A 22,527-nucleotide genomic window follows, 5' to 3' on the forward strand; every position below is an offset into this window, starting at 1 on the left:
ATTCATTTAATAATTATATACTAAATTATTTAATAAGGGCATTTTTGTCCTATTTATTGACCATTATCTTTTTAAGAAATCGGAAACCCTATTTAAAGTGTTTCCGATTTCCATACATCCTTTCGATCATGTAAGGATGATTTTATTCATGGCAGCAAAACCTGCAACCAAATCACTGATTTCCTTCATTAAGGATAAACGGTTATTACGGATTGCTTCATCATCTGCCATGACCATTGTATTCTCGAAATATGACTCTATTTCCGATTGAAGCGAAACAAGCTGTTCAAACCGCTCATTCTCATCTTTAGATTCCATATAACGGATTGCCACTTTTTGATATTTTACATATAACTCATTTTCTTGATCATTTTCAAAGGCAGACGGATCAACTGTCACCTTATTGTCACATTTAACGGCAATGTTCATGACCCGACTTAATGCTTCCAGGCTTTCTTTAAATCCTGCTTCGTCCTTTTTAGCATCCAAGACATGTGCACGTTCCACGATTGAGTGGATATAACCAATATCATTGAACAGAATTGCATCAATCAAATCGTAACGGATTTGCTGTTCTTGAAGCAGGTGTTTGACACGTGCTTTAAAGAATGTGAACATATCCGCTTTAACTTCTTCAAGATCACGTTTTAAGATGCCTTTTGATTCCAGTCCTTTAAGGCCTAAAACAATAAGCTCCTCTAGAGAAATATTCCATTTCTTCTCCGCTAGGATTTGGACGACACCGCTCGCCTGCCTTCTTAATGCGTAAGGATCCTGGGAACCTGTCGGAATGACGCCAATAGCGAAGAATGAAGACAAAGTATCAATTTTTTCAGCTAAACTAACAACCGCACCAATGACTGAAGGCGGTACATTGTCATCCGCATGTCTTGGCATATAATGTTCATTGATAGCCGCGGCCACTTCTTTTGCTTCACCTTTTAAGAGCGCATATTTTTCACCCATATACCCTTGCAATTCAGGGAATTCATAAACCATTTGACTAACCAAATCGAACTTGGCAATTGCCGCTGTCCGAAGCGCCATTTCTTTTTCCGCCTTTAAATTCAAAGCATCCGCAAGGTCACCCGTCAGAGCAGTTACCCGGGCAGTTTTCTCGGCTAATGTACCGATTTCTTCATGATAAACAATGCTGTCAAGCTTTTTCAAAGCATCCGAAATCTCTTTTTTCTGATCTTCTTTATAGAAGAATGCTGCATCAGATAGGCGGGCACGCAATACTTTTTCATTACCTTTAGAAACCTTATCCAAATGGCGGTCATCGCCGTTACGTACGGTTACAAAGTGAGCAAGCAGTTTCCCGTCCTGATCTTTAACAGGGAAATAACGTTGATGTTCCTTCATCGATGTAATAAGCACCTCAGCTGGAAGCTCAAGGAATTCTTCTTCAAAATTTCCAAATAACACCGTTGGATACTCTACCAAATTATTGACTTCTTCAAGCAGATCTTCATCGACTGGGATGATCCAGCCTTTCTCCTGCTCAAGCTCTTTAATCTGATCCAATATAACTTGCCGGCGTTTATCTGGATTCGCCATAACAAATTGTTCTTTTAGCGTATCTTCGTACAGTTCCGGCAGTTCGATGCTAGCGCTATCGCCCAAGAAACGGTGTCCTTTTGTTTCACGGCCCGTTTCCACATCAGCAATGCTGAATGGCACAATGTCATTGCCGAATAAGGCAATCAGCCATTTAATCGGACGGACGAAGCGGAGCTCCTGATTGGCCCAACGCATATTTTTCGGGAACGTCATGCCGCTGATGATTTCAGCAAGCTCAGATAAAAGCTGAACGGTCTGCTGTCCTTTTATGAATTTATTCACATGGACATATTCCACACCCTTGAGTTCTTTAAAATAAATGTCCTCTGAAGTCATCCCTTGACCCCTGACGAATCCCAATGCGGCTTTAGACCAGTTGCCTTCGCTGTCCAGAGCGATTTTCTTAGCCGGGCCTTTTGCTTCTTCTTCGATATCCTTTTGGGATTCTTCCACGTCTTTCACCAGTACGGCCAAACGTCTTGGTGTGGAAAAAGCTTCAACCGTTCCGAATTCTATCGCTTTTTCCGTTAGCCATTGCTGCACCTTATCTGACAACTGTTTCATTGATGCTGTCACAAAACGGGCAGGCAGCTCTTCCAATCCAATTTCCAATAACAAATCACGCTTGCTCATTTGTATTCTCCCCTTTCACTTTCAGAATCGGGAAGCCTAATTTTTCCCGCTCTTCATAGAAGGTTTTGGCAACCTTGCGCGCAAGGTTACGGCACCGGGCAATATAACCCGTTCTTTCCGTCACCGAGATGGCACCTTTGGCATCCAAAAGGTTAAATGTATGTGAACATTTCAAAACATAATCATATGCGGGATGTACAAGTCCTTCTTCCATTTGGCGATGCGCTTCTTTTTCATACATCGTGAAAAGCTGAAACAGCATATCAAGGTCGGAGGTTTCGAACGTATATTTCGAATGTTCGTATTCCGGCTGTCCAAATATATCCCGAACTGTGAATCCATCTGTCCATTCCAGGTCAAATACGTTTTCCTTATCTTGAATGTATGAGGCGAGACGTTCGATCCCGTATGTTATTTCCACGGAAACCGGCTTACACTCAAGGCCGCCCACTTGTTGGAAATATGTAAATTGCGTGATTTCCATTCCATCAAGCCACACTTCCCAACCGAGACCGGCACACCCTAGTGATGGATTTTCCCAGTTGTCCTCCACAAAGCGAATATCATGCTCAAGCGGATTTATCCCTAAAGCGCGTAAAGAATCCAAATATAACTCTTGGATATTGTCAGGCGACGGCTTCATGATCACTTGGAACTGATGGTGCTGATACAGTCGGTTAGGGTTCTCACCATAACGACCGTCAGCAGGACGGCGTGAAGGCTCCACGTAAGCAACGCTCCAAGGCTCCGGTCCAATGGCTCTCAGGAACGTGTATGGGCTCATCGTTCCTGCCCCTTTCTCGACATCATAAGCATTCATCAATATGCAGCCTTGTTCAGACCAATGCTTTTGTAACGTTAAAATCATATTTTGAATATTCATCGTACACCTCCAGGTTATTTAAAACGGCTCTTTTTAAAAATAGGTCGGAACCCATCACATTTAGGCAAACAAAAAACTCCCGTCCCTATGCGAAATGCATAGGGACGAGAGTATACCCGCGGTTCCACCCTAATTGCCGTTTATAAAACGGCCTCTTTTCAAAGCAACATGCTCCGGAAACGCCCTTCCCTGTAAATCCATATCCCGGCTTTCACCGTCCCGGGTTCGCTTTTTATGGAGAATGACAGATACTCTTTTCCATCAACGCAATCTTCTTATTTTGATGATTAGAATTTTATACAAACTAACATGGAATGTCAATAGGTCAGATCTTAAAACATATCTTTCATCGTATCAATCTGTTTCAGGAACTTTTTTGATTTCAAGTTCAGACCAGAATATTCCTCATAATAAGCATCGATGATCTTCCGCAGTTCTTTTTTCGTTTCAGGCTTGACGGAAATGTTTCCTAGCCTTGATAAATCGAAATAATAAAAGATCCGCAGCAATTTGACGGCTGCAGGTGAAATTTTAAAATGATATGGGTCCTTCCCCAGGCAGCGGTGACAGATAAAGCCCGCTTCCCGAAGCGAGAAGGAGAATTCCCCTTCCGTTTCACCACATACAGAACATTGATTCAGCACTGGGTTAATCCCATTGACGGGCAGCATCTTCATTTCAAAAATGAATTTCAATACCTCTGCGTCATATTCTTCGTTTATGTAATGCAAGGTTTGCGAAAGCAACTCATACAAATATGGATTCGGTTTCTTATCCTCGACGCTTTTATCAAGCAATTCAACAATATAAGAAGCATAAGCAGTGGCAAAAAGATCCTCCCTTATGAAACGGAGTGAATCGACCATTTCGCCTTGCTGAAGACTTCCGAGTCCGGTTGATGTGGTTACAAGAAAATACCCGGAGCAAAAAAGCTGTGTGACGGCAGAAAGCCTGCTGTTAGGTTTACTGGCTCCTCTAGCCATAACGCCAATTTTTCCTAGCTCACGGGTATATATAGTAATGATTTTGTTATTTTCCCCATATGCAGTTCGCCTTATGACAATGCCCTCACATTTTTGGAGCATACCAAGACACCACCCATGCTCGCCAAGGCTAACCTATGAAACAGGAAAATCAATTTCTGCTAGCTCATCATTTAATCCCAAGTGTCTTTCCTGTCTTTCGACTTCTATCTCCTTAAACAGCAAATAGGTGTCCACATTACCTGTTTCAGTGAATAATTCCCAGGTAAAATCCAACATATAAAGCCCACCTTTCATTTTTAACTAGCAATATGAATATCCGACCATATGATTAGCTTGACCGTTTTCCAAACTTTCATGATGCGTAAATTTTGTTAATTAATACTCGCTCTCATTGAAGCCATAATCGCGAAGCTGGCTTGCTTTGTTACGCCAATCCTTCTGCACCTTTACCCACAGTTCCAGGAAAACTTTCGAGCCCAATAAGTTTTCGATATCCACTCTGGCACGACTACCGACTTCTTTAAGCATTTTCCCTTGCTTTCCGATGACAATGCCTTTTTGTGAATCACGTTCGACAACGATCGTCGCCATGACATTAATGGTGTCGCTGTTGTCCATTTTTTTAATTGAATCGATGACAACAGCCACTGAATGCGGAATTTCTTCCCGTGTCAGGTGCAGCACCTTCTCGCGGACCAATTCGGAAATGATAAAACGTTCCGGGTGGTCGGTCACTTGGTCAGCAGGGTAAAACTGGGGACCTTCAGGCAAGTGTTCCTTGATTTGTTCAAGCAATGTCTCGACGTTATTTCCTTCAAGCGCAGAAATCGGAACGACTGCCGCAAAAGGGTAAAGCTGTTGGTATTTTTCAATGATCGGAAGTAAATCATCTGGATGCATCGCATCGATTTTGTTTACAACCAGGAAAACAGGCGTTTTTACGGATTGAAGTTTTTCAATGATAAACTCGTCACCGCGTCCGTATCCTTCAGTCGCATTGATCATGAAGAGAATCAAATCGACTTCCTTCAATGTATTCGTGGCCACTTTCATCATGAAATCACCAAGCTTATGCTTTGGTTTATGAATGCCGGGTGTATCGATGAAAATCATTTGTGAATCGTTTTGCGTAAGTACACCTTGGACCTTATTTCTTGTAGTTTGCGGTTTATCGCTCATAATGGCGATCTTTTGACCGATGACCCGATTCAGAAATGTACTCTTTCCAACATTAGGTCGTCCAATAATCGAAATGAAGCCTGATTTGTAATCTTTTACTTGTGTATCATTAAATAATTTATCCATTCAAATCCTCCGGTGAAAAAGCTCCTGGAAGCAATTCCTGTACTGTTAGTTCTTTTATATCCCCATTTAAGTTGGTCAAAACAACCGGCATATCCTTTTCGCACAGCTCTGAAATAACCTGCCTGCATGCCCCGCATGGAGCAACGGGACCATCGGTATCTGCCACGACTGCAAGTTTAGTGAATTTTTTATCGTCATGGGCATAAGCGCTGAATAAAGCTGTCCTTTCGGCGCAATTACACATGCTGTATGCTGCATTTTCTATATTACAACCATGATAGACCTTTCCATCAGCGGTTAAAAGGGCCGCCCCCACCTTAAATTTGGAGTAAGGCACATAAGCTTTATCCCTTGCTTTTTTAGCTTCCTCAATCAATTCTTTTGTATTCAATTCACATCTTCCTTTCAAATTGAGTACCATTTCGGCAATCTACAGGCCAAACTTGGGCAAAAAGATAATCAATCCAACTATTATAGAAAATATAGCATATATGAATACAGCTCCGGCTGCAATATCTTTTGCCTGCTTGGCAAGCGGATGGATTTGATCCGTTACCAGGTCCACTACCCTTTCAATCGCTGAATTAACGAGCTCCAACGTAATCGTACCGGCTATGGCCGCCAAAATGAAAAGCCACTCCATCCCATTCAATGAGAAGTACCAACCAAAGAATACGACGATTGCCGTTAACGCGAAGTGAATCTTGATATTGCGTTCAGTCCGAACAGCCTCCAAAATTCCCTGACAGGCAAAAGAGAAACTTTTTAATAAAGGATACCTTTTTTTACCCTTCTCTTGAAAGTCCATATTCTTCCAAGATCTCCTTTTGTTTTGTGAACATCACTTTTTCATCTTCTTCATTCATGTGGTCAAATCCTAATAAGTGAAGAAAACCATGCAGTGCTAAAAATCCAAGTTCCCGGTCAAATGAATGACCATATTCTTCAGCCTGTTCTTTCGTGCGTTCAATGGAAATGATGATATCCCCTAACATGCGGGGCATTTCGGCCCCGACAATTTCCACTTCATCTTCTCCCATTTCTTCAAGTGCAAATGAAATGACATCTGTAGCTGAATCTTTATTACGATATTCTTTATTGATTTCCCGAATCCTATCATTGTCAACAAATGTAACAGACAGCTCGGTGTCTTTTTCAATGTTTTCTTTTCTTGCCGCAAATTGCAGAATGCTTTCAACAAGGTGCTGGGCTTCCTCCGTTACTTCATTCGTTTCATCCATAAAATCGATAGCTAAAATCATTCTTTCACCTTCTGTCCTAATTTATCCGACTCCGGATATTCAATCCTGGAGTGGAAGATACCATTAAGCGATTCATATAAGGAATGCTTCACGATACTCAATTCTCTCATAGTAATGTCACATTCATCAAATTGACCATCAGAAATCCTGTCCTGAATGATGAAACTTACCAGTTCTTCAATCTTCTCAGGAGTTGGATGCTTCATCGATCTCACTGCAGCTTCCACACTATCGGCTATGCCGATGACGGCTACTTCCTTCATTACCGCTCTCGGACCGGGATATCGGTAGTCCGCTTCGAGTGTGGACTCATCTTGTTTTTTTGCCTTATGGTAGAAAAATTTCAATAAAGTGGTCCCATGATGCTGCTCTGCAATATCCACAATCTCTTTCGGGAATTTGTGACTGCGAAGCATCTCCCCGCCGTCTACGGCATGAGCAATGATGATATCCCTGCTCGTTTCCGGCGGCAGCCGATCATGCGGATTCTCTTCATTCATCTGGTTTTCGATGAAGAAATGCGGCCGCTTCGTTTTACCGATATCATGATAATAACTGCCGACCCTTGCCAGCAATCCATTCGACCCGATGGCTTCACAAGCCGATTCCGCCAAATTGGCGACCATCACGCTATGATGATATGTCCCCGGAGCCTCTATCAAGATCCTTCGCAGTAATGGATGATTGGGATTCGCTAGCTCAATTAGCTTAATCGATGATAAGATCCCGAAACCAGCCTCGAAAAACGGCAACAGGCCCATTGTCAAAACAGCTGCACCCACTCCAGAACCCATCGCAGCAGCAGCATAATATAAGTACTCCATTCTAGTATAATGGCTGTCCATAATAAAGATGAGCGAAAAAACAAATGCCATATTGATTAAAGCCAATAGCAGCCCTGCTACCAGCACCTTTGATTTGAAATTTGGCCTGGATAGAATGATGATTGCCGTCAATCCCCCGAAAATGATATAAAGCCCCATCGAGAAATCCAGATTTCCAGGTGTATCACCATTGAATATAATCGTACCATACGAACCTAACAATATGATCATTGCTACCGCTAGCTTATCATTCAATAATATTTTGATGAGCATCGCCGCCATGGCACCCGGGAAAATGTATTCCAAGTTCGAGTTTTTCAGGTCTGCGAGAATGCTGACTGTTTTCATGGTAGCCATTGAAAGGATGAAGACAAGGCTGAAGATCAATAACTGATTGTACTTGTTATCCTTTTTGGAAATGGAATAGTAGAAAAAGTAATAAAAAGCGGCAAAAGTCAGGACTATGAATAACAGCAGGCCGATATACGGGTATATGGTAGACTCCGTATTTAAGAAGCCCGCCAGTTCAAGCTGCCTATATACATCCCTGTCCACTAATTGATTTTCTTCAACGATGATCTGACCTTGAAGGATCCTGATCGGCTCCACGCTTTCAACGGCTTTCCTACGCTGTTCCTCGGTTTTGTCCTTATCGAAAAATACATTCTGAATGATTGCCGTACGCGCAAGGGAAGTGGAGGCTTTTTTCATATCGCCGCTAATGCTCATATAACCCAATTCCTCTACAACCTTTTTCTTGGCATTTTCCACGTCACTTGCAGCGATTCGGGAGCTCATCACATTATTCACGGCTGTAATGGTTGAATCCTTCGCTATTTTCAACTCATCTTCATCAGCCTGCACTAATGCAAGGAAAACGGATTCCTCGATATCTTTATTCACTTCATCAGTCAATTTTTCTTTTAATATGGAAACTTTTTGAGCATCCGTCTTTACGGTCTCTTTTTTATCCTCGTTTTCCTCATGGTCTTCATCGGGTTGCGTTTCTTTATTCACCTCTATCGCTGAATCGAAAATGGATGAAATCAGATCGACTTTATTTTTGGCATATTCTTTTTTTAAAGAATAAACATCCGCCACCTGTTTTGAAATCTCTTCTTTTTCCTGTTCCGTCTTATAGGTATCTTCCACAGTCTTGGTTGAACGGATCGTTTGTTCTGCAGGCTTAAACAGCTCTACCTGGACCCTTTCCGGCTTAACATTGGAGAACATTAACACATAAGCAAACAAACCAAGTATGATGAACAATAGCACTTGAAAAAAGCGATGGACCAACAGCCCTTTTATTTGAGTGAAAAATTTCTGGATACGATTCAAGGAAGGTCCTCCTAATAAAAATGATGTTTATTATTCTAGATATGTAAAATCATAACAGTTTTTATGTGAATTTTCACCTTCGTATTGATAAATGTAAAGCTTCTTTCATTCCATATCCACTTTTTTACCATAAAGTTTGTAATTTAGACACATCACGAAAAATCCGCCGATTGAAATGGCGGATTTCTTCTTATGACTTCGCCTGCTCGTAAGCAGTAATGATTTTGGCGACAAGCGGATGTCTTACAACATCACTTTGTTCAAAATAAACAAAGGAAAGGCCTTTAACATTCTTCAAGATCTCTTCTACCCGGACAAGACCTGACTTCATGCCTTTTGGAAGGTCAATTTGGGTCCGATCTCCCGTAATGACCATTTTCGATCCGAAACCAAGCCTGGTCAAGAACATCTTCATTTGCGCTTCCGTCGTATTCTGGGCTTCATCCAAAATGACAAAGGCATCTTCAAGCGTACGGCCCCTCATATAAGCCAGAGGAGCTATTTCGATCGTTCCGCGTTCTATCATCCTTTGTGTCTGTTCCATCCCTAGAAGGTCATGGAGAGCGTCATACAGCGGACGTAGATAAGGATCTACCTTTTCCTTCAGGTCACCAGGAAGAAAACCAAGGCTTTCCCCTGCTTCGACGGCAGGCCGTGTCAGGATGATCCGTTTAACATGTCCATTTTTCAACGCATTGATGGCCATCACTACAGCAAGATAGGTCTTCCCGGTTCCGGCAGGCCCAATTCCAAATACAAGGTCCTGTTTCTTTATTGCCTGGATATAGTATCTCTGCCCGATTGTTTTGACTTTAATGGATTTCCCCTTAGCCGTTTTTGCGATTTCCTCATCATATAATTCACCGAAATACTCCAATGTGCCTTTTCTTGCCAATTCAATTGCATAAAGCACATCTCTGGAACTGATTGCAATTCCTTTTCTGACCACTGTCAATAATGCCTTGAGGATTTCCTCCCCCATCGTTACCCGCTCGATATCCCCGGCAACACTCACCGCTTCACCTCGGGTTATGACGGAAATGCCTAGCTCCTCTTCGAGCACTTTTACATTTGAATCTCCATTGCCCAATAAAGCGATCGCTTCATTAGGTGATTCTATTTCTAGCTTAATTACTTTCACATCATCTGCCATTCGTTAGTCTCCTTGAATGATTGGTTGTCCAATCGCTATATCTTCAATAACTTGGTAATGTATAGATAATTTTACTTTACCATTCTCCATGCTTTCGTGCAAAATTTTTTCTTCGACGATTTCATCTTCCTCGTCTAAATGCTTTTTCAATTCAGCTTTAGCCATTTTCCTGCCTTCCTCCACCGCTTCTTTCTCCGTATAACTTCGTACAATATCTTCCTTGCTCCTAAAGGTCACTTGTTTATAGGAAATGGGCAGTTCCCATTGAAGAAAGTGAAACGGCCTCATTGTCGTTTCTTTTTCCTGTTTTTCATATCCCGGATCCTTGAAACCCCATACCGGAAGGGAAAAGCCCCCCATTTTTAAAAAGTGCCTGCTCGTTTCATCTCCGTTAAAAACAGAAAACTTGGTTTTTAACGGAACTTCCACTTTCGCTTTATACCATGTTTTCCCTTTTATTACTCCCTGTGCGGATACAATTTCCTGTTTATCCTCTTTTCCAATCAATCCTGAAACAAGAAGCTGTCCCTTTCCTACATAATCATTCACATTAACAATAGATTGTCCTTTTTCAACGAACATATCAGTGATGATCGCTTTTTTGGAAGCTACCAAATTCTGTGGAGATGTTTTCTCGACCTCCTTAGGCTGCCGTTTTTCTACAACCCGAAAATGGTATGTCGTTCCCTTCAGCTCCACCCCTACCCATGTCAATGCACCGATCCGGTCCGACAGCTTACGCTGAATCGTATCCACATCATCAACAAAGAATTGCACTTTACCGATCTTCACGCCCATCTTGTCCAATTCTTTCCGGATGGCATGCTCGGTTGCCGGTTTGGCATCTTGAACCTCGATGCCCCATACCATATTGGAAAGTACGAATATGCAAAGCAGGAAAGCGATCATCCCCGCTAAAAACCCGCTGTTTTTCATGACTCTCTTCAATAGGAAAGGGAAACCCTTTCCCTGCATGAACTTTACTTTACAATCGCTCTTACGCATGACCTGACGGAGTTTTGGGATATCCCTGATATCCATATGGAAAATCAGGGATTCACTTCCGACACGCTTCACTTCCCAGATATGAAGCCCCCTTCTCGTCAGCATATTGATCAGCCGTTCTGCACCTTTGCCATAAGCCTTCACCTTTACATAGCCTGTATAATAGTTTGTCCATTGGTTTTTCATGGAGACCTCCCGGGATCATTCATTGATAAAATAAACCTTATCAATTTTGCCTTCGAGCATGATTTCTTCCGGCAAAATCGTCTTTATGACAAAGGCATTTCCCTTTATCAGCAACTGCCCATTTTTCAGCATCAATCGCACTTCGCTGTCTGTAAAAGCCAATAAGCCACGATGGTTTTCAATATAAATATGTAATTGTCCAATCATTGTAATTCGCGGCAGGTCCATCATGACATCTTGCGGAAGGTCCATTGTTTTGGTCATAAGCTGTTTCACTTTTTTTCCCCAATTGCGTGCCATAAAAAAGAACCCCCTTTCATCTCAATGTATGAAATGAAAGAGGGTTCTAGCACAAAATTATAAGGGAATGAAAGTCTATTTTTTCAGGCTTTTAATGACGGGCTTAAAAAAGCCCCGGCTCCGAATCACCTTCTGGATCTGTGAAGACTTCTCTTCGCCCTTGGCGGTCCCAGCACTTCAGACATGATGATGCCATCAATCAGCTGTTTTTTGCCAAAAGACGGTCCTTTGCTATAGACCGGACTGTTATTATCAGAAATCGTTGATGTAAGTTGATCTGCTTTCGCCTTTTGATATAAACGCTCTTGATCGTACTTCTGTTGAAGCCGTCTAAGCTCCGCAATCCTTTTGTTCGCTTCGTTCTTCGTCTCATCGATCACTTCAACAGCCTGTGCTGCCTGCTGTTCGACTTTCCTTACGGGAGGAGGTGCATGCTTTTGCTGCTGATTCCCTTGCGGCACTTCACCTTGAAGCTCCCGCATGACCTCCTGCCATTTCTTTTTCGGAGGCGTGTCAGGATCTTGAATCTGCTTTTTCTTTCCTAACATGGACGTTAAAACACCGATCAAGACAATGATAAGGAACGGGTTCTCGAGAAAGAAATCAATAAATTCTCCCATTTAAAGACCTTCCTTCCCAGACCTAATTATTATTATGGTTATTGTTGTTATCTTTTGGATTTTCGGATATTTTACTGATGGAATCGCGCATATCCGTATCAGCCGTGATATTTTGGATATTCATATAATCCATCACTCCAAGGTTTCCGCTTTTAAGTGCATCAGCCATGGCCAACGGAACTTCGGCTTCGGATTGAACAACCTTCGCTCTCATTTCCTGAACACGGGCAACCATTTCCTGTTCAAGTGCAACAGCCATCGCACGGCGTTCCTCGGCCTTTGCCTGGGCTATCTTCTTATCGGCTTCGGCTTGGTCAGTTTGTAATATGGCCCCGATATTTTTACCGATATCCACTTCAGCGATATCAATGGAAAGAATCTCGAATGCCGTTCCTGAATCCAACCCTTTTGATAAAACCGTTCGTGAAATCAAATCGGGATGTTCCAGTACATCCGTATGCATTTTCGAAGCACCGATCGTGGATACGATCCCTTCCCCTACACGGGCAATGATCGTCTCTTCACCGGCACCACCGACCAAGCGTTCAATATTGGCTCGGACCGTGATCCTTGCCTTCGCTTTCACTTCAATACCATTCATCGCCACACCAGAGATGAACGGGGTTTCAATCACTTTCGGGTTAACGCTCATTTGAACGGCTTCCAGTACATCACGGCCGGCTAGGTCAATAGCTGCACCCCGTTCGAAAGGTAACGTGATATTGGCTCGTTCTGCAGCAATTAATGCATTCACCACTCGATCGACATTACCGCCTGCAAGGTAATGGCTCTCCAATTGATTCGTTGAAACATTGATTCCAGCCTTATGGGCCTTGATAAGAGGATTGACGACCCTGCTTGGTATAACACGGCGAAGCCTCATCCCAACTAATGTAAATATACTGATTTTGACTCCTGCCGCTAAAGCGGAAATCCATAGCATTACTGGTACGAATGTGAAAAATACTGCCAATACGATGATAGCAGCAATCACTGCCAGTACAATAAATATCGTTCCTGAAGTTATCACTTAATGATTCATCCTTCCTGTATCTTTTAATTTTAATTTGAATCCGGAATTTCCCGGACGACTACCCTTGATCCTTCAACTTTAACGATAACGATTGACGAACCTTTGGAAATAAAGCTTCCTTCGGTCACGACATCCACTCTTTCTTCTTTGACCAAAGCTGTTCCTGAAGGCCTCAAATCTGTAAGGGCCTTCCCTTCAACACCTAATAAATCCAAACGATTCGGATTGCTGACATACCCTTGTTCCGTTTTTGTTGCATCAGTTAATATCATTTTCCTGAAAAATTTCATCTGTTTTCCAAACACCTTTACAAGTAGGATGAATACCAAAATGGATACGGTGACCGCAATTAGCAAGGATATCGTCATATGGACCGGATCTCCAGTCGCGAGGAACAGACTCCCCACTATCGCTGTAAATCCGAGCAGCCCGATAATCCCCCCTGGGATAAAAAATTCAATGAGTACGAGAATGACCCCAATGATGAACATCGCTAACGATTCGTATCCGGTGATACCGGCGACAAGATGACCATAGAAGAATAAGACAAGACTGGTGATTCCAATGACCCCCGGAATTCCAAAACCGGGTGAAAACAATTCCATCACAATCCCGATTCCCGCTATCGTTAATAAAATGGGAACGACGATCGGGTTGGTCAAAAAGCGGGCAAGTTTCTCAGGAAAGCTTTCTTCGATTGACCGAATATCAGCATCCTCAACTCCAAGTATACTATACAGCTCCGCTTTCCCAGAGACGGTGCCTTCACTATATCCAGCCTTTTTTGCCTGTTCGGCTGTAAATGTCAGCAACTTTCCTTTTTCCGCTCCATATTCGGGTAGATCGATGTCAACATCCGCCATCGCCTGGGCGTATATGGGATCACGTCCATTTTGTTCTGCAGCAGTCTTCATGGCAGCTAACCAATAAGATTGCGCTTTCTTACCTGCAGCGTTCCCTGTTGAATCAATTACAGCGGCAGATCCCATGGTGGCACTCGGAACCATATAAATCTCATCTGCACTTAGAGAAATGTATGCCCCTGCAGATAAAGCCCTGTTATTGACGTAGGCAACTGTCTTGATTGGTGAATCGGACAGTAACTTTGCAATTTCCCCTGCTGCATCCACAGCACCTCCAGGGGTATTCACCTCGAAAACGACAAGATCTGCATCATCTGCTTCAGCAGTGGTAAGCGCGCGTTCCAAAAAGGCCGAGAGTCCCTTTTCCACCGTTTCTTCTATTGGTACATGGTAAACGATCTTCTGGTTTGCAGATACCGTCGATCCCCCAAAAGAAGACATGGTGAACAGCAATCCAAATAAGAGTACAGATAAATAACGCCAAATTTTCAACGGAACGTCCCCTTTCCCGTATTAAACGCGGTAAGTGCCTCCAATATTCAGGAGGAAAACCTACCAGTAAATTCAGCACTCAACTAAATTCGAATAAGGAGCAAAAGAGCAACCCTTTACTCTGTTCTTTAGTTATTACGTATGTATATGAAAAAGGTTTCAAAAAAAGCAAATAAAATTAAAAGCACCCCTATTATCTTGGGCTTCGTTTCAATAATATACGCATAAAATTCATGAAAAACACAAAAACCACAGGCAATTTGCCTGCGGTTAGGTTTCGAGTTTTAAGTTTAGAGTTTAAGATAGATGTTGTTGTACTAATTTGTTTACTAGAGAACCATCCGCTTTACCTTTAACTTTAGGCATTAAAGCTCCCATAACTCGGCCCATATCTGCTTTGGATGTTGCATTGACTTCTTCAATCGTTTGTTGAACGATTTTAGAAATGTCTTCTTCTGAAAGTTGCTCAGGCATATATGCCTCTACGTATACTAGTTCGGTGCGGACTTTATCCACGAGATCTGAACGACCTGCGTTTTCAAACTCCTGGAGGGAGTCTTTGCGTTGTTTTAATTCGCGAGAGAGCACTGTCAATTCTTCATCATCTGTTAAATCTTGTCTCTGCTTCAAGGCTTCGTTTTGAATGGAAGCTTTCAGCATCCGAATAACAGATAGTTTGTCCTTTTCCTTGTTCTTCATCGCTTGTTTCATATCATTATTTAAACGCTCGAGAAGACTCATCTTTCCACCCTCTCTTAGAATTTACGTTTTCTTGCAGCTTCAGACTTTTTCTTACGTTTTACGCTTGGTTTTTCATAAAATTCACGCTTCCTAGCTTCCTGAAGCGATCCTGCTTTAGATACAGTACGTTTGAAACGACGAAGAGCATCTTCAAGCGATTCGTTTTTACGAACGACGGTTTTAGACATCTCTTTCCCTCCCTCCGAAAACAACACACTAACTCAAGTTGTCAACATGTTATACATGTACTAAACAATTATAATATATCATCTTTAGCAGGTCAACCAATAAAATCAAACTTATTTTGAATATCATCATGTTATTATCATAATTTTTCACTAAACGATAATTCAACTTGCATGAAAATCCAATTTATAGCATGTCTCCCGTCATTGGGCCATAAGCTTACTTTGAGGTGACAGTCATGCATGAGCTATTTTTATTCCTTTTATTCATTGCGATATTTTTGGCAGGTATGTCGGTTTTACGTATCGGACTGTTCAATATGTCCGGTGCAGCATTAAAAACTTTTCTCTCAAAGGTTACGGATAAGCCATGGAAAGGCTTCATGGCCGGAACCATCTTTACGGGGATCCTTCAGAGCAGCTCGGCGGTCATGGTCATGACGGTCGGCCTCGTTTCCGCAGGAAGCTTAACGTTCCCGCAAACAATCGGGATTATTCTTGGAACGAATATCGGATCCACCTTTACAGCAGAGTTCATGACCTTTTCCTTGGATCGTTGGATCATTCCCGGTGTCGTAAGCGGCGCTTTCCTTTGCTTCATGCCAAAAGCATTACCGAGAAGCATAGGGATGTCACTGATCGGAATCTCGGCCATCTTCGCGGCGATGAGTGGTTTTAAAACGCTTTCTACACCGATTGCAGCCTATCCATCCATACAAACGCTCATCCATTACATAGAGGGCCATATGAGCTATGCCCTATTAGCCGGGATATTATTGACAGCACTCATTCACTCCAGTTCGGCAACCATCGGGATAGCCATGAGCTTTTTAATGAATGGGGAGTTATCCGTCTCTTCCGCAATCATCATCATGCTCGGATCGAATATAGGCACTTGCATCACCGGATACATGGCCAGCATCGGTTCCGGCAGACAAGCTGCCTTCACAGCGTATGCACATATTTGGCTAAACGTCATCGGGGTTGCCGCATTCCTGCCTTTTGTGGACATCCTTGAGAGCACTGCTGCCTTTTTCACCGAAAACAAGGGGACACAGCTCGCACATGCCAGTGTCATTTTCAATATCTTGACTTCTTTGGCCGTATTGCCATGCGCACGGCAATTCTCCAACCTCATTCTTTTGGTGCATCGGCAACACTTAAAGAAATAAGGTGCTGTCCAAAATTCATTAGAGACTTTCTTATGGGCAGCTTCAGGGGAAGATAGACATAATATGTAGCTGTAACAGATATAAAAGGATAAATGATTACGGGGAGGTTTTAGCTAATCTTTTTATAATTAACTTTATAGTTTAATAAGCGCAAACCACTCAATATAACAGCAGCTAATATCAAAATCCACAAACTTTTATTAGAGAAAGATGTTAGATAAAAAACGATTACTGCCATTATATATAAAACGGTTATTAATGTGTTATACACCCAAAATTTCATCACTCTTTGTAAGTAGTGTTAATGATAAAAGAAAGTTAAATACCCGATTTTTTCATTTTCCTCCCCCAGTATGTTTACTCCCTGTTTGGTACCCCTAATATCCATTGAATCCACAATAAACTTTTTTTAAAATTTATAGGTTCCAAAAATGACAAGTAAAAGTCCAAAGTTGAAACGTTTCCTCTTTTTCAAGGAAATAAGCGCAATGCACAGCACTTGGCACTCGACTTATAATCCGTTTTATGGAAGTAATAAAAAACAGGCGGAGAAAAATAATTCATTTTTCTCCGCCTGTTTTATTTTAAGGACTTATTATACGGGTCCCTTACAAAATCAATAATCGGAATCAGCCGTTAAGCCCTTTACGATTGAGACACCTGCACTCGCACCAATTCTTGTTGCACCAGCTTCAATCACTTTCTGGGCATCGCTTGTGTTGCGGACTCCGCCTGAAGCTTTGACTCCGATATCCGGGCCAACTGTTTTTCTCATAAGCGTGATATCTTCAACAGTCGCTCCGCCGGTCGAAAAACCAGTTGATGTTTTCACATAATCCGCTCCGGCTTTTACGGCCAATTCACATGCACGGACTTTTTCTTCATCAGTCAATAAAGAAGTTTCAATGATCACTTTTGACAGAGCCTTACCAGTGGATGCCGCTACAACAGCACGAATATCCCGCTCTACCATCTCATCATCCTTGTCCTTCAATGCGCCGATATTGATCACCATATCGACTTCGTGAGCGCCATTGGAGATGGCGTCTTTCGTTTCAAAAGCTTTGGTTTCCGGTGTGGTTGCACCTAGAGGGAAGCCGATAACGGTACAAACTTTCACTTCTGAACCTTCCAAAAGTTCGCTTGCATATTTCACCCAAGTTGGGTTCACGCATACGGAAGCAAAGTTATACTCTCTCGCTTCTTCGCATAATACCTTTATTTGCTCTTTGGTCGCATCTGCTTTTAATAACGTGTGGTCGATTAAACCTGCTACATTTTGTGACATTAATAAATCCTCCTCAAAAACAATCTATACCTAGTTGTACGTACCTCTCATAATACCATAGTTTATCCACTTTGACGATATATATAGTCTTTACCCGAAAGTGCCAAGATAACACATCTAAAAGAGAGGATAAAAAAAGACAGCGATTTACCGCTGTCTTAGATTAGATATTGGATGCTTGTTGCAACGGAAAATCCTTCACGACCGTCACGAACTGACCTTCACTAAATGGATAGCCAGACTTTGTAATCTTCACTTTGACGATTTCACCGACCATTTCTTCCGAAGCCGGGAAGACGACTTTCATGTAATTATCGGAATAGCCCTCATAAAGGCCATTTTCCAACTTCGTTTCAGGAATGACTTCAAGAACTTCCCCTTCGAATCGGGAGGCATACTCTTTTGCCAGCTGATCCGACAACGTGATAAGGCGATGTACGCGTTCATTCTTGACATCTTCATCCACTTGATCTTCCATACGGGCAGCCGGAGTCCCTGTCCGTTTTGAATAAGGGAAAACATGAAGTTCGGAGAATTTATATTTTTCTATAAAGTTATATGTCTCCATGAATTCTTCTTCTGTTTCACCTGGGAAACCTACGATGACATCAGAGGTAACCGCAAGACCCGGAAGCGCAATTTTCAACTTCTCGATCCGATCCCCGAAGAAATCCATCGTATATTTACGTCTCATCCGTTTTAGAACTGTATCGGAACCCGATTGGATTGGTATATGCAAATGACGTACCACTTTTTTCGAATTCGTCAGCACTTCAATGATTTCATCTGTAATCTGGCTGGCTTCGATGGATGATATACGGATACGCTTCAATCCATCGACTTTTTCCAAGTCACGCAGCAGCATCGCCAAATTATAGTCTTTCAAATCGTCTCCGTAGCCGCCAGTATGAATTCCGGTGAGGACTAGCTCTTTATAGCCTGCCTCGACAAGCTGTTCAGCTTGGTGAACGACTTCCTTTGGATCGCGGGAACGCATCAAGCCACGGGCCCAAGGGATGATGCAGAAAGTGCAGAAATTATTGCAACCTTCCTGAATCTTAAGTGAAGCTCGTGTACGGTCTGTAAAAGCAGGTACATCCAACTCTTCGTAGACACGGTTTTTCATGATATTTCCTACGGCATTGATTGGCTCACGCTCAACCTTGAATTGCTCGATGTAATCAAGGAGTTTAACCCTGTCCTGTGTTCCTACAACAATATCCACACCTGGTATGGCCATGATTTCTGCCGGTGATGTCTGTGCGTAACATCCCGTTACCGCTATGACGGCATTCGGATTTTTACGAATGGCACGACGGATGACCTGACGGCTCTTCTTATCGCCAGTGTTTGTCACCGTGCATGTGTTGATGACATATACATCAGATGTATTTTCAAACTCAACACGATCATATCCTCCAGTTTTGAATAATTGCCATATGGCCTCTGTTTCATAATGATTCACTTTACAGCCTAATGTATGGAAAGCGACCGTTGCCATTTTTCATCACCTCAAAAGTTCTACATGATAAGAAACAGCGGAAAGTGCATATAAAGGTGCTGTTTCAGTTCTTAATATTCTTGGTCCAAGACCGCAAGCCATAAAACCGGCATCAGTCAGTTTTTCAATTTCCTTATCTGCTAAACCACCTTCAGGCCCAAAAACGAATAGGATGGATTGCCCAGCGGTGATATCTTTCAAGACAGAAGCGAGTACAGAAGTTTCCCCCCGTTTTGCCACTTCTTCAAAAGCGATTAATTTATGATCGAAACCGGAAGCATAACCAGCTAGCTGATCTGCCGTCATCGGTTCCTTGATGGCAGGGATAACCGTGCGGTGAGATTGCTCAGCCGCCTCTTTTGAAATCTTCTGGAGCCTCTCCAATTTCTTACCTACCTTTTTGTGGTCCCATTTTACCACCGAACGAGCAGCAATAAAAGGGATAAATTCAACGGCACCCAGTTCAGTACCCTTTTGAACGATATATTCCAACTTATCCCCTTTAGGCAGACCGCTCGCTATCACAACCCTTACAGGAAGTTCCTTTTCTTCATTCTTCCATTCGGAAACGGTCCCTATAACAGCGTCATCAGTAATTTCCGAAATTTCCGCGACAGCTGTCATACCATTACCTTTTACCGTAATGATCCGCTCCCCTGGTCCCATCCTCATCACCCTGGCGATATGGTGAAAATCATCGCCTGATATCGTCACCGTGTTTCCATTGATGTCTACATCGTTAAGAAAATACCGTTGCACACTGCCACCCACTTCGTCTAGTCTAAAAAAAACACAGGCTAACAGTCAGGAATCCAGAATGCAAGCCATGCAAAGATTCAAGCTAAAAAAAGGTACTCTGACTATCAAAATACCCGATAATCAGAGTAACTTTTTCAATTAATCATTTCTTTTCGCTATTATTGCCACCCAATCTTCCATCAAGATCGTTTCCTCAATGGTGAAACCAGATGCTATAATCGCATCCTTCACATCTTGTTTCTTAGTTTGAATGATTCCGGAAGCGATGAAATGTCCGCCAGGTTTAACGACTTTCGCTACATCATCCGTAAAACGCATGATCACCTCGGCAAGAATATTAGCCACGACGATATCCGCTTGTTCATTCACACCATCCAGCAAATTGCCTTGTGAAACGGACACTTTATCCTGCACGTTATTTATTTCCACGTTTTGTATGGCTGACTGTACTGCCACTTCATCCAAATCAAGGGACTGGATTCGTTTTGCGTCCAATAATGCAGCTGCAATGCTTAGAACACCAGAACCCGTTCCTACATCTACGACTAAATCCCCAGGCCGTACTGTACGCTCCAACGCTTGGATGCACATGACCGTAGTCGGGTGTGTACCCGTTCCGAAAGCCATACCTGGATCAAGTTCAATGATCAATTCATCACTGCTTACTGGAGTGTAGTCTTCCCATGTTGGCACGATGGTAAAACGTTCGGATATCTTGACGGGGTTATAATATTTTTTCCAAGCCGTCGCCCACTCTTCCTCATTCACTTCACTAATTGAAACAACATTTTTCCCAAGGTCTATATCAAAAAGAAGGAGATTATTGATTGATTCCTTAATAGCATCAACGGTATCGTTAAGGAAGCTGTTAACGGGCAGATAAGCCTTGATGACTACACCTTCATCCGGATAATCATCTGGGTTTAAGTGGTAGATTTCGCCAAAAACATTTTCACGTTCCTTGACTAATTCTAGAGGATCCTCAATGACAACACCGCTCGCACCTGCCTCATGAAGAATATTCGAAACAGGTTCAACCGCTTCATTCGTTGTTTGGATTGCAAATTCAGACCACTTCATAATCTACCAACTCCCAATTTGTTCTTTTACTTTTATTCACCTATCTTTAAAAGCACGCTTTACTTTTGAGAAAAAGCCATCATCTTGTTCATCTACGCCTTGTCCGCTGATATCACTGAACTCACGAAGCAAGTCCTTTTGTTTTTCCGTTAATTTCTTAGGGGTGACCACTAATACGACCACATGCTGATCTCCTTGGCCATATCCTCTTACATTCGGAACACCTTTGCCTTTTAAACGGAAACGAGTGCTTGTTTGTGTACCTGCAGGAATCTTCAGCTTCACTTTTCCATGCAGCGTCGGAACTTCTATTTCATCGCCCAATGCTGCCTGGGCAAACGTAACCGGCATTTCACAATAAATATCATCGCCATCCCGCTCAAAGAATTCATGGCTGCGTACATGGAAGACTACATACAGGTCTCCTGCCGGACCGCCATTGATTCCTGGCTCTCCTTGGCCGGTTACACGCAACTGCTGGCCATCATCAATTCCTGCTGGCACCTTGACTTGGATCTTTTTACGTTTTTGGACTTTTCCGTCGCCGCCGCATGTTGAACATTTATTAGGAATGATTTTTCCCGTACCTTGACAATGGTGACATGCTCTCCGGTTCACAATCCTTCCGAACGCTGTGTTTTGTTCAACATTCAATTGACCGGTTCCATGACAATGTGAACAGTTTTCCACTTTTGTACCAGGTTTGGCACCGGATCCTTTACATGTATCACAATTCTCTTCACGCGGAATTTCAATCTCAGTTTCTTTTCCGAATGCAGCCTCTTCAAAAGAAAGCGTCATCGTATACTGTAAATCCGCCCCTTGACGCGGTGCATTAGGATCTCTCCTGCGACCGCCGCCACCAAAGAAGCTACTGAAAATATCTTCAAAACCGCCGAAACCGCCAAAGTCCTGACCGCCAAAGCCCTGATTGGGATCTGTATGTCCGAATTGGTCATAATGGGCCTTTTTCTGTTCGTCACTCAATACTTCGTAAGCTTCCTTGATTTCCTTGAATTTATCCGCAGCATCGTCCGCTTTATTAATATCAGGGTGATATTGTTTGGAGAGCTTTCGATACGCTTTTTTGATTTCATCCTTCGAAGCACTTTTCGAAAGGCCTAACACCTCATAATAATCGCGTTTACTCATATCTAAAATCCACTCCCGATTCGATTCACATAAAGGTAATATTATCACTGAACGAAGATAATAATCAACTAGAAAAGTACAAACGGCTTTAACACATTTTTGTAATTGGTACTGCCAGCCCCGATTTGCACATCTTTTTCTCTAAAATCCCATGATTCCCCACCAGCGATTGTAACACTTCCTGACAATGATTCCATCCATTG

At 42.5% G+C, this 22,527-nt stretch carries 23 protein-coding genes and 1 other annotated feature; of the genes, 1 reads left to right on the forward strand and 22 read right to left on the reverse strand.

The genetic code is table 11. The annotated features are described in order from the left end of the window. Positions 1-126 precede the first annotated feature (126 nt). The 17 genes from glyS to rpsU form a co-directional block, all read right to left on the reverse strand. A complete protein-coding gene (gene glyS / locus ACIQZD_RS02275) occupies positions 127-2,196 on the reverse strand; it encodes a glycine--tRNA ligase subunit beta (RefSeq protein ID WP_402897705.1) in 2,070 nt (689 codons plus the stop codon). Beyond that, positions 2,183-3,079: a glycine--tRNA ligase subunit alpha gene (glyQ, locus tag ACIQZD_RS02280; protein ID WP_034308488.1), complete on the reverse strand. Its 897-nt coding sequence runs from the start codon at positions 3,077-3,079 to the stop codon at positions 2,183-2,185. The genes glyS and glyQ overlap by 14 nt, the downstream gene beginning before the upstream one ends. 97 nt (positions 3,080-3,176) lie before the next feature. Continuing rightward, positions 3,177-3,353, reverse strand: a binding site (T-box leader). 58 nt (positions 3,354-3,411) lie between these two features. Continuing rightward, a complete protein-coding gene (gene recO / locus ACIQZD_RS02285) occupies positions 3,412-4,164 on the reverse strand; it encodes a DNA repair protein RecO (protein ID WP_402897708.1) in 753 nt (250 codons plus the stop codon). A gap of 33 nt (positions 4,165-4,197) precedes the next feature. Next, positions 4,198-4,341, reverse strand: a complete 144-nt coding sequence (locus tag ACIQZD_RS02290) for a YqzL family protein (RefSeq protein WP_065310843.1) — start codon at positions 4,339-4,341, stop codon at positions 4,198-4,200. A gap of 99 nt (positions 4,342-4,440) precedes the next feature. Beyond that, complete coding sequence (era, locus tag ACIQZD_RS02295) at positions 4,441-5,370, reverse strand: GTPase Era (RefSeq protein WP_241589830.1); 930 nt, start codon at positions 5,368-5,370, stop codon at positions 4,441-4,443. Next, positions 5,363-5,761 (reverse strand): cytidine deaminase, encoded by a 399-nt coding sequence (locus ACIQZD_RS02300; protein ID WP_137019116.1) that lies wholly within the window; start codon positions 5,759-5,761, stop codon positions 5,363-5,365. Before ACIQZD_RS02300 ends, era begins: the two co-directional genes overlap by 8 nt. Before the next feature lie 39 nt (positions 5,762-5,800). After that, positions 5,801-6,178 carry a diacylglycerol kinase family protein gene (locus ACIQZD_RS02305; RefSeq protein WP_089361538.1) on the reverse strand — a complete coding sequence of 126 codons (378 nt, stop codon included), beginning with the start codon at positions 6,176-6,178 and terminating at the stop codon, positions 5,801-5,803. After that, positions 6,156-6,632 carry an rRNA maturation RNase YbeY gene (gene ybeY, locus ACIQZD_RS02310; protein ID WP_241589831.1) on the reverse strand — a complete coding sequence of 159 codons (477 nt, stop codon included), beginning with the start codon at positions 6,630-6,632 and terminating at the stop codon, positions 6,156-6,158. The genes ACIQZD_RS02305 and ybeY overlap by 23 nt, the downstream gene beginning before the upstream one ends. Continuing rightward, complete coding sequence (locus ACIQZD_RS02315) at positions 6,629-8,794, reverse strand: HD family phosphohydrolase (protein ID WP_402897715.1); 2,166 nt, start codon at positions 8,792-8,794, stop codon at positions 6,629-6,631. The genes ybeY and ACIQZD_RS02315 overlap by 4 nt, the downstream gene beginning before the upstream one ends. Before the next feature lie 190 nt (positions 8,795-8,984). Further along, a complete protein-coding gene (locus ACIQZD_RS02320; RefSeq protein ID WP_034308506.1) occupies positions 8,985-9,947 on the reverse strand; it encodes a PhoH family protein in 963 nt (320 codons plus the stop codon). 3 nt (positions 9,948-9,950) lie between these two features. Beyond that, positions 9,951-11,138, reverse strand: coding sequence for a sporulation protein YqfD (yqfD, locus tag ACIQZD_RS02325; protein ID WP_402897718.1), 1,188 nt, complete (start codon positions 11,136-11,138; stop codon positions 9,951-9,953). Positions 11,139-11,153: 15 nt separating this feature from the next. After that, on the reverse strand, positions 11,154-11,438 hold the full coding sequence (yqfC, locus tag ACIQZD_RS02330) for a sporulation protein YqfC (protein WP_034308511.1): 285 nt from the start codon (positions 11,436-11,438) through the stop codon (positions 11,154-11,156). Positions 11,439-11,563: 125 nt separating this feature from the next. Then, positions 11,564-12,058 (reverse strand): hypothetical protein, encoded by a 495-nt coding sequence (locus tag ACIQZD_RS02335; RefSeq protein WP_402897721.1) that lies wholly within the window; start codon positions 12,056-12,058, stop codon positions 11,564-11,566. Between the two features lie 22 nt (positions 12,059-12,080). Beyond that, on the reverse strand, positions 12,081-13,070 hold the full coding sequence (floA, locus tag ACIQZD_RS02340; protein WP_402899859.1) for a flotillin-like protein FloA: 990 nt from the start codon (positions 13,068-13,070) through the stop codon (positions 12,081-12,083). 50 nt (positions 13,071-13,120) lie between these two features. After that, positions 13,121-14,440, reverse strand: a complete 1,320-nt coding sequence (locus tag ACIQZD_RS02345; RefSeq protein WP_402899862.1) for an NfeD family protein — start codon at positions 14,438-14,440, stop codon at positions 13,121-13,123. A 303-nt stretch (positions 14,441-14,743) separates the two neighbouring features. Beyond that, positions 14,744-15,187 carry a GatB/YqeY domain-containing protein gene (locus ACIQZD_RS02350; protein ID WP_377391329.1) on the reverse strand — a complete coding sequence of 148 codons (444 nt, stop codon included), beginning with the start codon at positions 15,185-15,187 and terminating at the stop codon, positions 14,744-14,746. Positions 15,188-15,201: 14 nt separating this feature from the next. After that, positions 15,202-15,375, reverse strand: a complete 174-nt coding sequence (gene rpsU, locus ACIQZD_RS02355) for a 30S ribosomal protein S21 (RefSeq protein ID WP_028391853.1) — start codon at positions 15,373-15,375, stop codon at positions 15,202-15,204. Positions 15,376-15,611: 236 nt separating this feature from the next. On the opposite strand from rpsU, the gene ACIQZD_RS02360 reads away from it, so the two are divergent. Further along, positions 15,612-16,544, forward strand: coding sequence for a Na/Pi symporter (locus ACIQZD_RS02360; protein WP_402897727.1), 933 nt, complete (start codon positions 15,612-15,614; stop codon positions 16,542-16,544). Between the two features lie 616 nt (positions 16,545-17,160). Here the strand turns inward: ACIQZD_RS02360 and deoC are convergent. The 5 genes from deoC to dnaJ form a co-directional block, all read right to left on the reverse strand. Next, entirely contained in the window at positions 17,161-17,832 is a 672-nt protein-coding gene (gene deoC, locus ACIQZD_RS02365; RefSeq protein WP_402897730.1) for a deoxyribose-phosphate aldolase, read from the reverse strand. 163 nt (positions 17,833-17,995) lie between these two features. Continuing rightward, positions 17,996-19,333 (reverse strand): tRNA (N(6)-L-threonylcarbamoyladenosine(37)-C(2))-methylthiotransferase MtaB, encoded by a 1,338-nt coding sequence (gene mtaB, locus ACIQZD_RS02370; RefSeq protein WP_137019096.1) that lies wholly within the window; start codon positions 19,331-19,333, stop codon positions 17,996-17,998. 6 nt (positions 19,334-19,339) lie between these two features. Next, the gene (locus ACIQZD_RS02375; protein WP_402897734.1) at positions 19,340-20,092 is read right to left on the reverse strand and encodes a 16S rRNA (uracil(1498)-N(3))-methyltransferase; all 753 of its coding nucleotides are present in this window, start codon (positions 20,090-20,092) and stop codon (positions 19,340-19,342) included. Positions 20,093-20,230: 138 nt separating this feature from the next. Then, complete coding sequence (prmA, locus tag ACIQZD_RS02380) at positions 20,231-21,172, reverse strand: 50S ribosomal protein L11 methyltransferase (RefSeq protein ID WP_402897737.1); 942 nt, start codon at positions 21,170-21,172, stop codon at positions 20,231-20,233. Positions 21,173-21,208: 36 nt separating this feature from the next. Then, entirely contained in the window at positions 21,209-22,324 is a 1,116-nt protein-coding gene (dnaJ, locus tag ACIQZD_RS02385) for a molecular chaperone DnaJ (RefSeq protein WP_101222611.1), read from the reverse strand. Positions 22,325-22,527 lie beyond the last annotated feature (203 nt).

This window comes from Peribacillus sp. NPDC096447 (genome assembly GCF_044762725.1).
Taxonomy (GTDB): Bacteria; Bacillota; Bacilli; order Bacillales; family DSM-1321; genus Peribacillus.

Bases quoted from the DNA above. Each gene is read 5' to 3' on its own strand.
- recO (WP_402897708.1), bottom strand. From the start codon at position 4,164: ATGCTCCAAAAATGTGAGGGCATTGTCATAAGGCGAACTGCATATGGG.
- ACIQZD_RS02350 (WP_377391329.1), bottom strand. From the start codon at position 15,187: ATGAGTCTTCTCGAGCGTTTAAATAATGATATGAAACAAGCGATGAAG.
- rpsU (WP_028391853.1), bottom strand. From the start codon at position 15,375: ATGTCTAAAACCGTCGTTCGTAAAAACGAATCGCTTGAAGATGCTCTT.
- dnaJ (WP_101222611.1), bottom strand. From the start codon at position 22,324: ATGAGTAAACGCGATTATTATGAGGTGTTAGGCCTTTCGAAAAGTGCT.
- mtaB (WP_137019096.1), bottom strand. From the start codon at position 19,333: ATGGCAACGGTCGCTTTCCATACATTAGGCTGTAAAGTGAATCATTAT.
- glyQ (WP_034308488.1), bottom strand. From the start codon at position 3,079: ATGAATATTCAAAATATGATTTTAACGTTACAAAAGCATTGGTCTGAA.
- ACIQZD_RS02320 (WP_034308506.1), bottom strand. From the start codon at position 9,947: ATGGCAGATGATGTGAAAGTAATTAAGCTAGAAATAGAATCACCTAAT.
- prmA (WP_402897737.1), bottom strand. From the start codon at position 21,172: ATGAAGTGGTCTGAATTTGCAATCCAAACAACGAATGAAGCGGTTGAA.
- glyS (WP_402897705.1), bottom strand. From the start codon at position 2,196: ATGAGCAAGCGTGATTTGTTATTGGAAATTGGATTGGAAGAGCTGCCT.
- yqfD (WP_402897718.1), bottom strand. From the start codon at position 11,138: ATGAAAAACCAATGGACAAACTATTATACAGGCTATGTAAAGGTGAAG.
- deoC (WP_402897730.1), bottom strand. From the start codon at position 17,832: ATGTCACAAAATGTAGCAGGTTTAATCGACCACACGTTATTAAAAGCA.
- ACIQZD_RS02305 (WP_089361538.1), bottom strand. From the start codon at position 6,178: ATGGACTTTCAAGAGAAGGGTAAAAAAAGGTATCCTTTATTAAAAAGT.
- ybeY (WP_241589831.1), bottom strand. From the start codon at position 6,632: ATGATTTTAGCTATCGATTTTATGGATGAAACGAATGAAGTAACGGAG.
- yqfC (WP_034308511.1), bottom strand. From the start codon at position 11,438: ATGGCACGCAATTGGGGAAAAAAAGTGAAACAGCTTATGACCAAAACA.
- ACIQZD_RS02335 (WP_402897721.1), bottom strand. From the start codon at position 12,058: ATGGGAGAATTTATTGATTTCTTTCTCGAGAACCCGTTCCTTATCATT.
- era (WP_241589830.1), bottom strand. From the start codon at position 5,370: ATGGATAAATTATTTAATGATACACAAGTAAAAGATTACAAATCAGGC.
- ACIQZD_RS02360 (WP_402897727.1), top strand. From the start codon at position 15,612: ATGCATGAGCTATTTTTATTCCTTTTATTCATTGCGATATTTTTGGCA.
- ACIQZD_RS02290 (WP_065310843.1), bottom strand. From the start codon at position 4,341: ATGTTGGATTTTACCTGGGAATTATTCACTGAAACAGGTAATGTGGAC.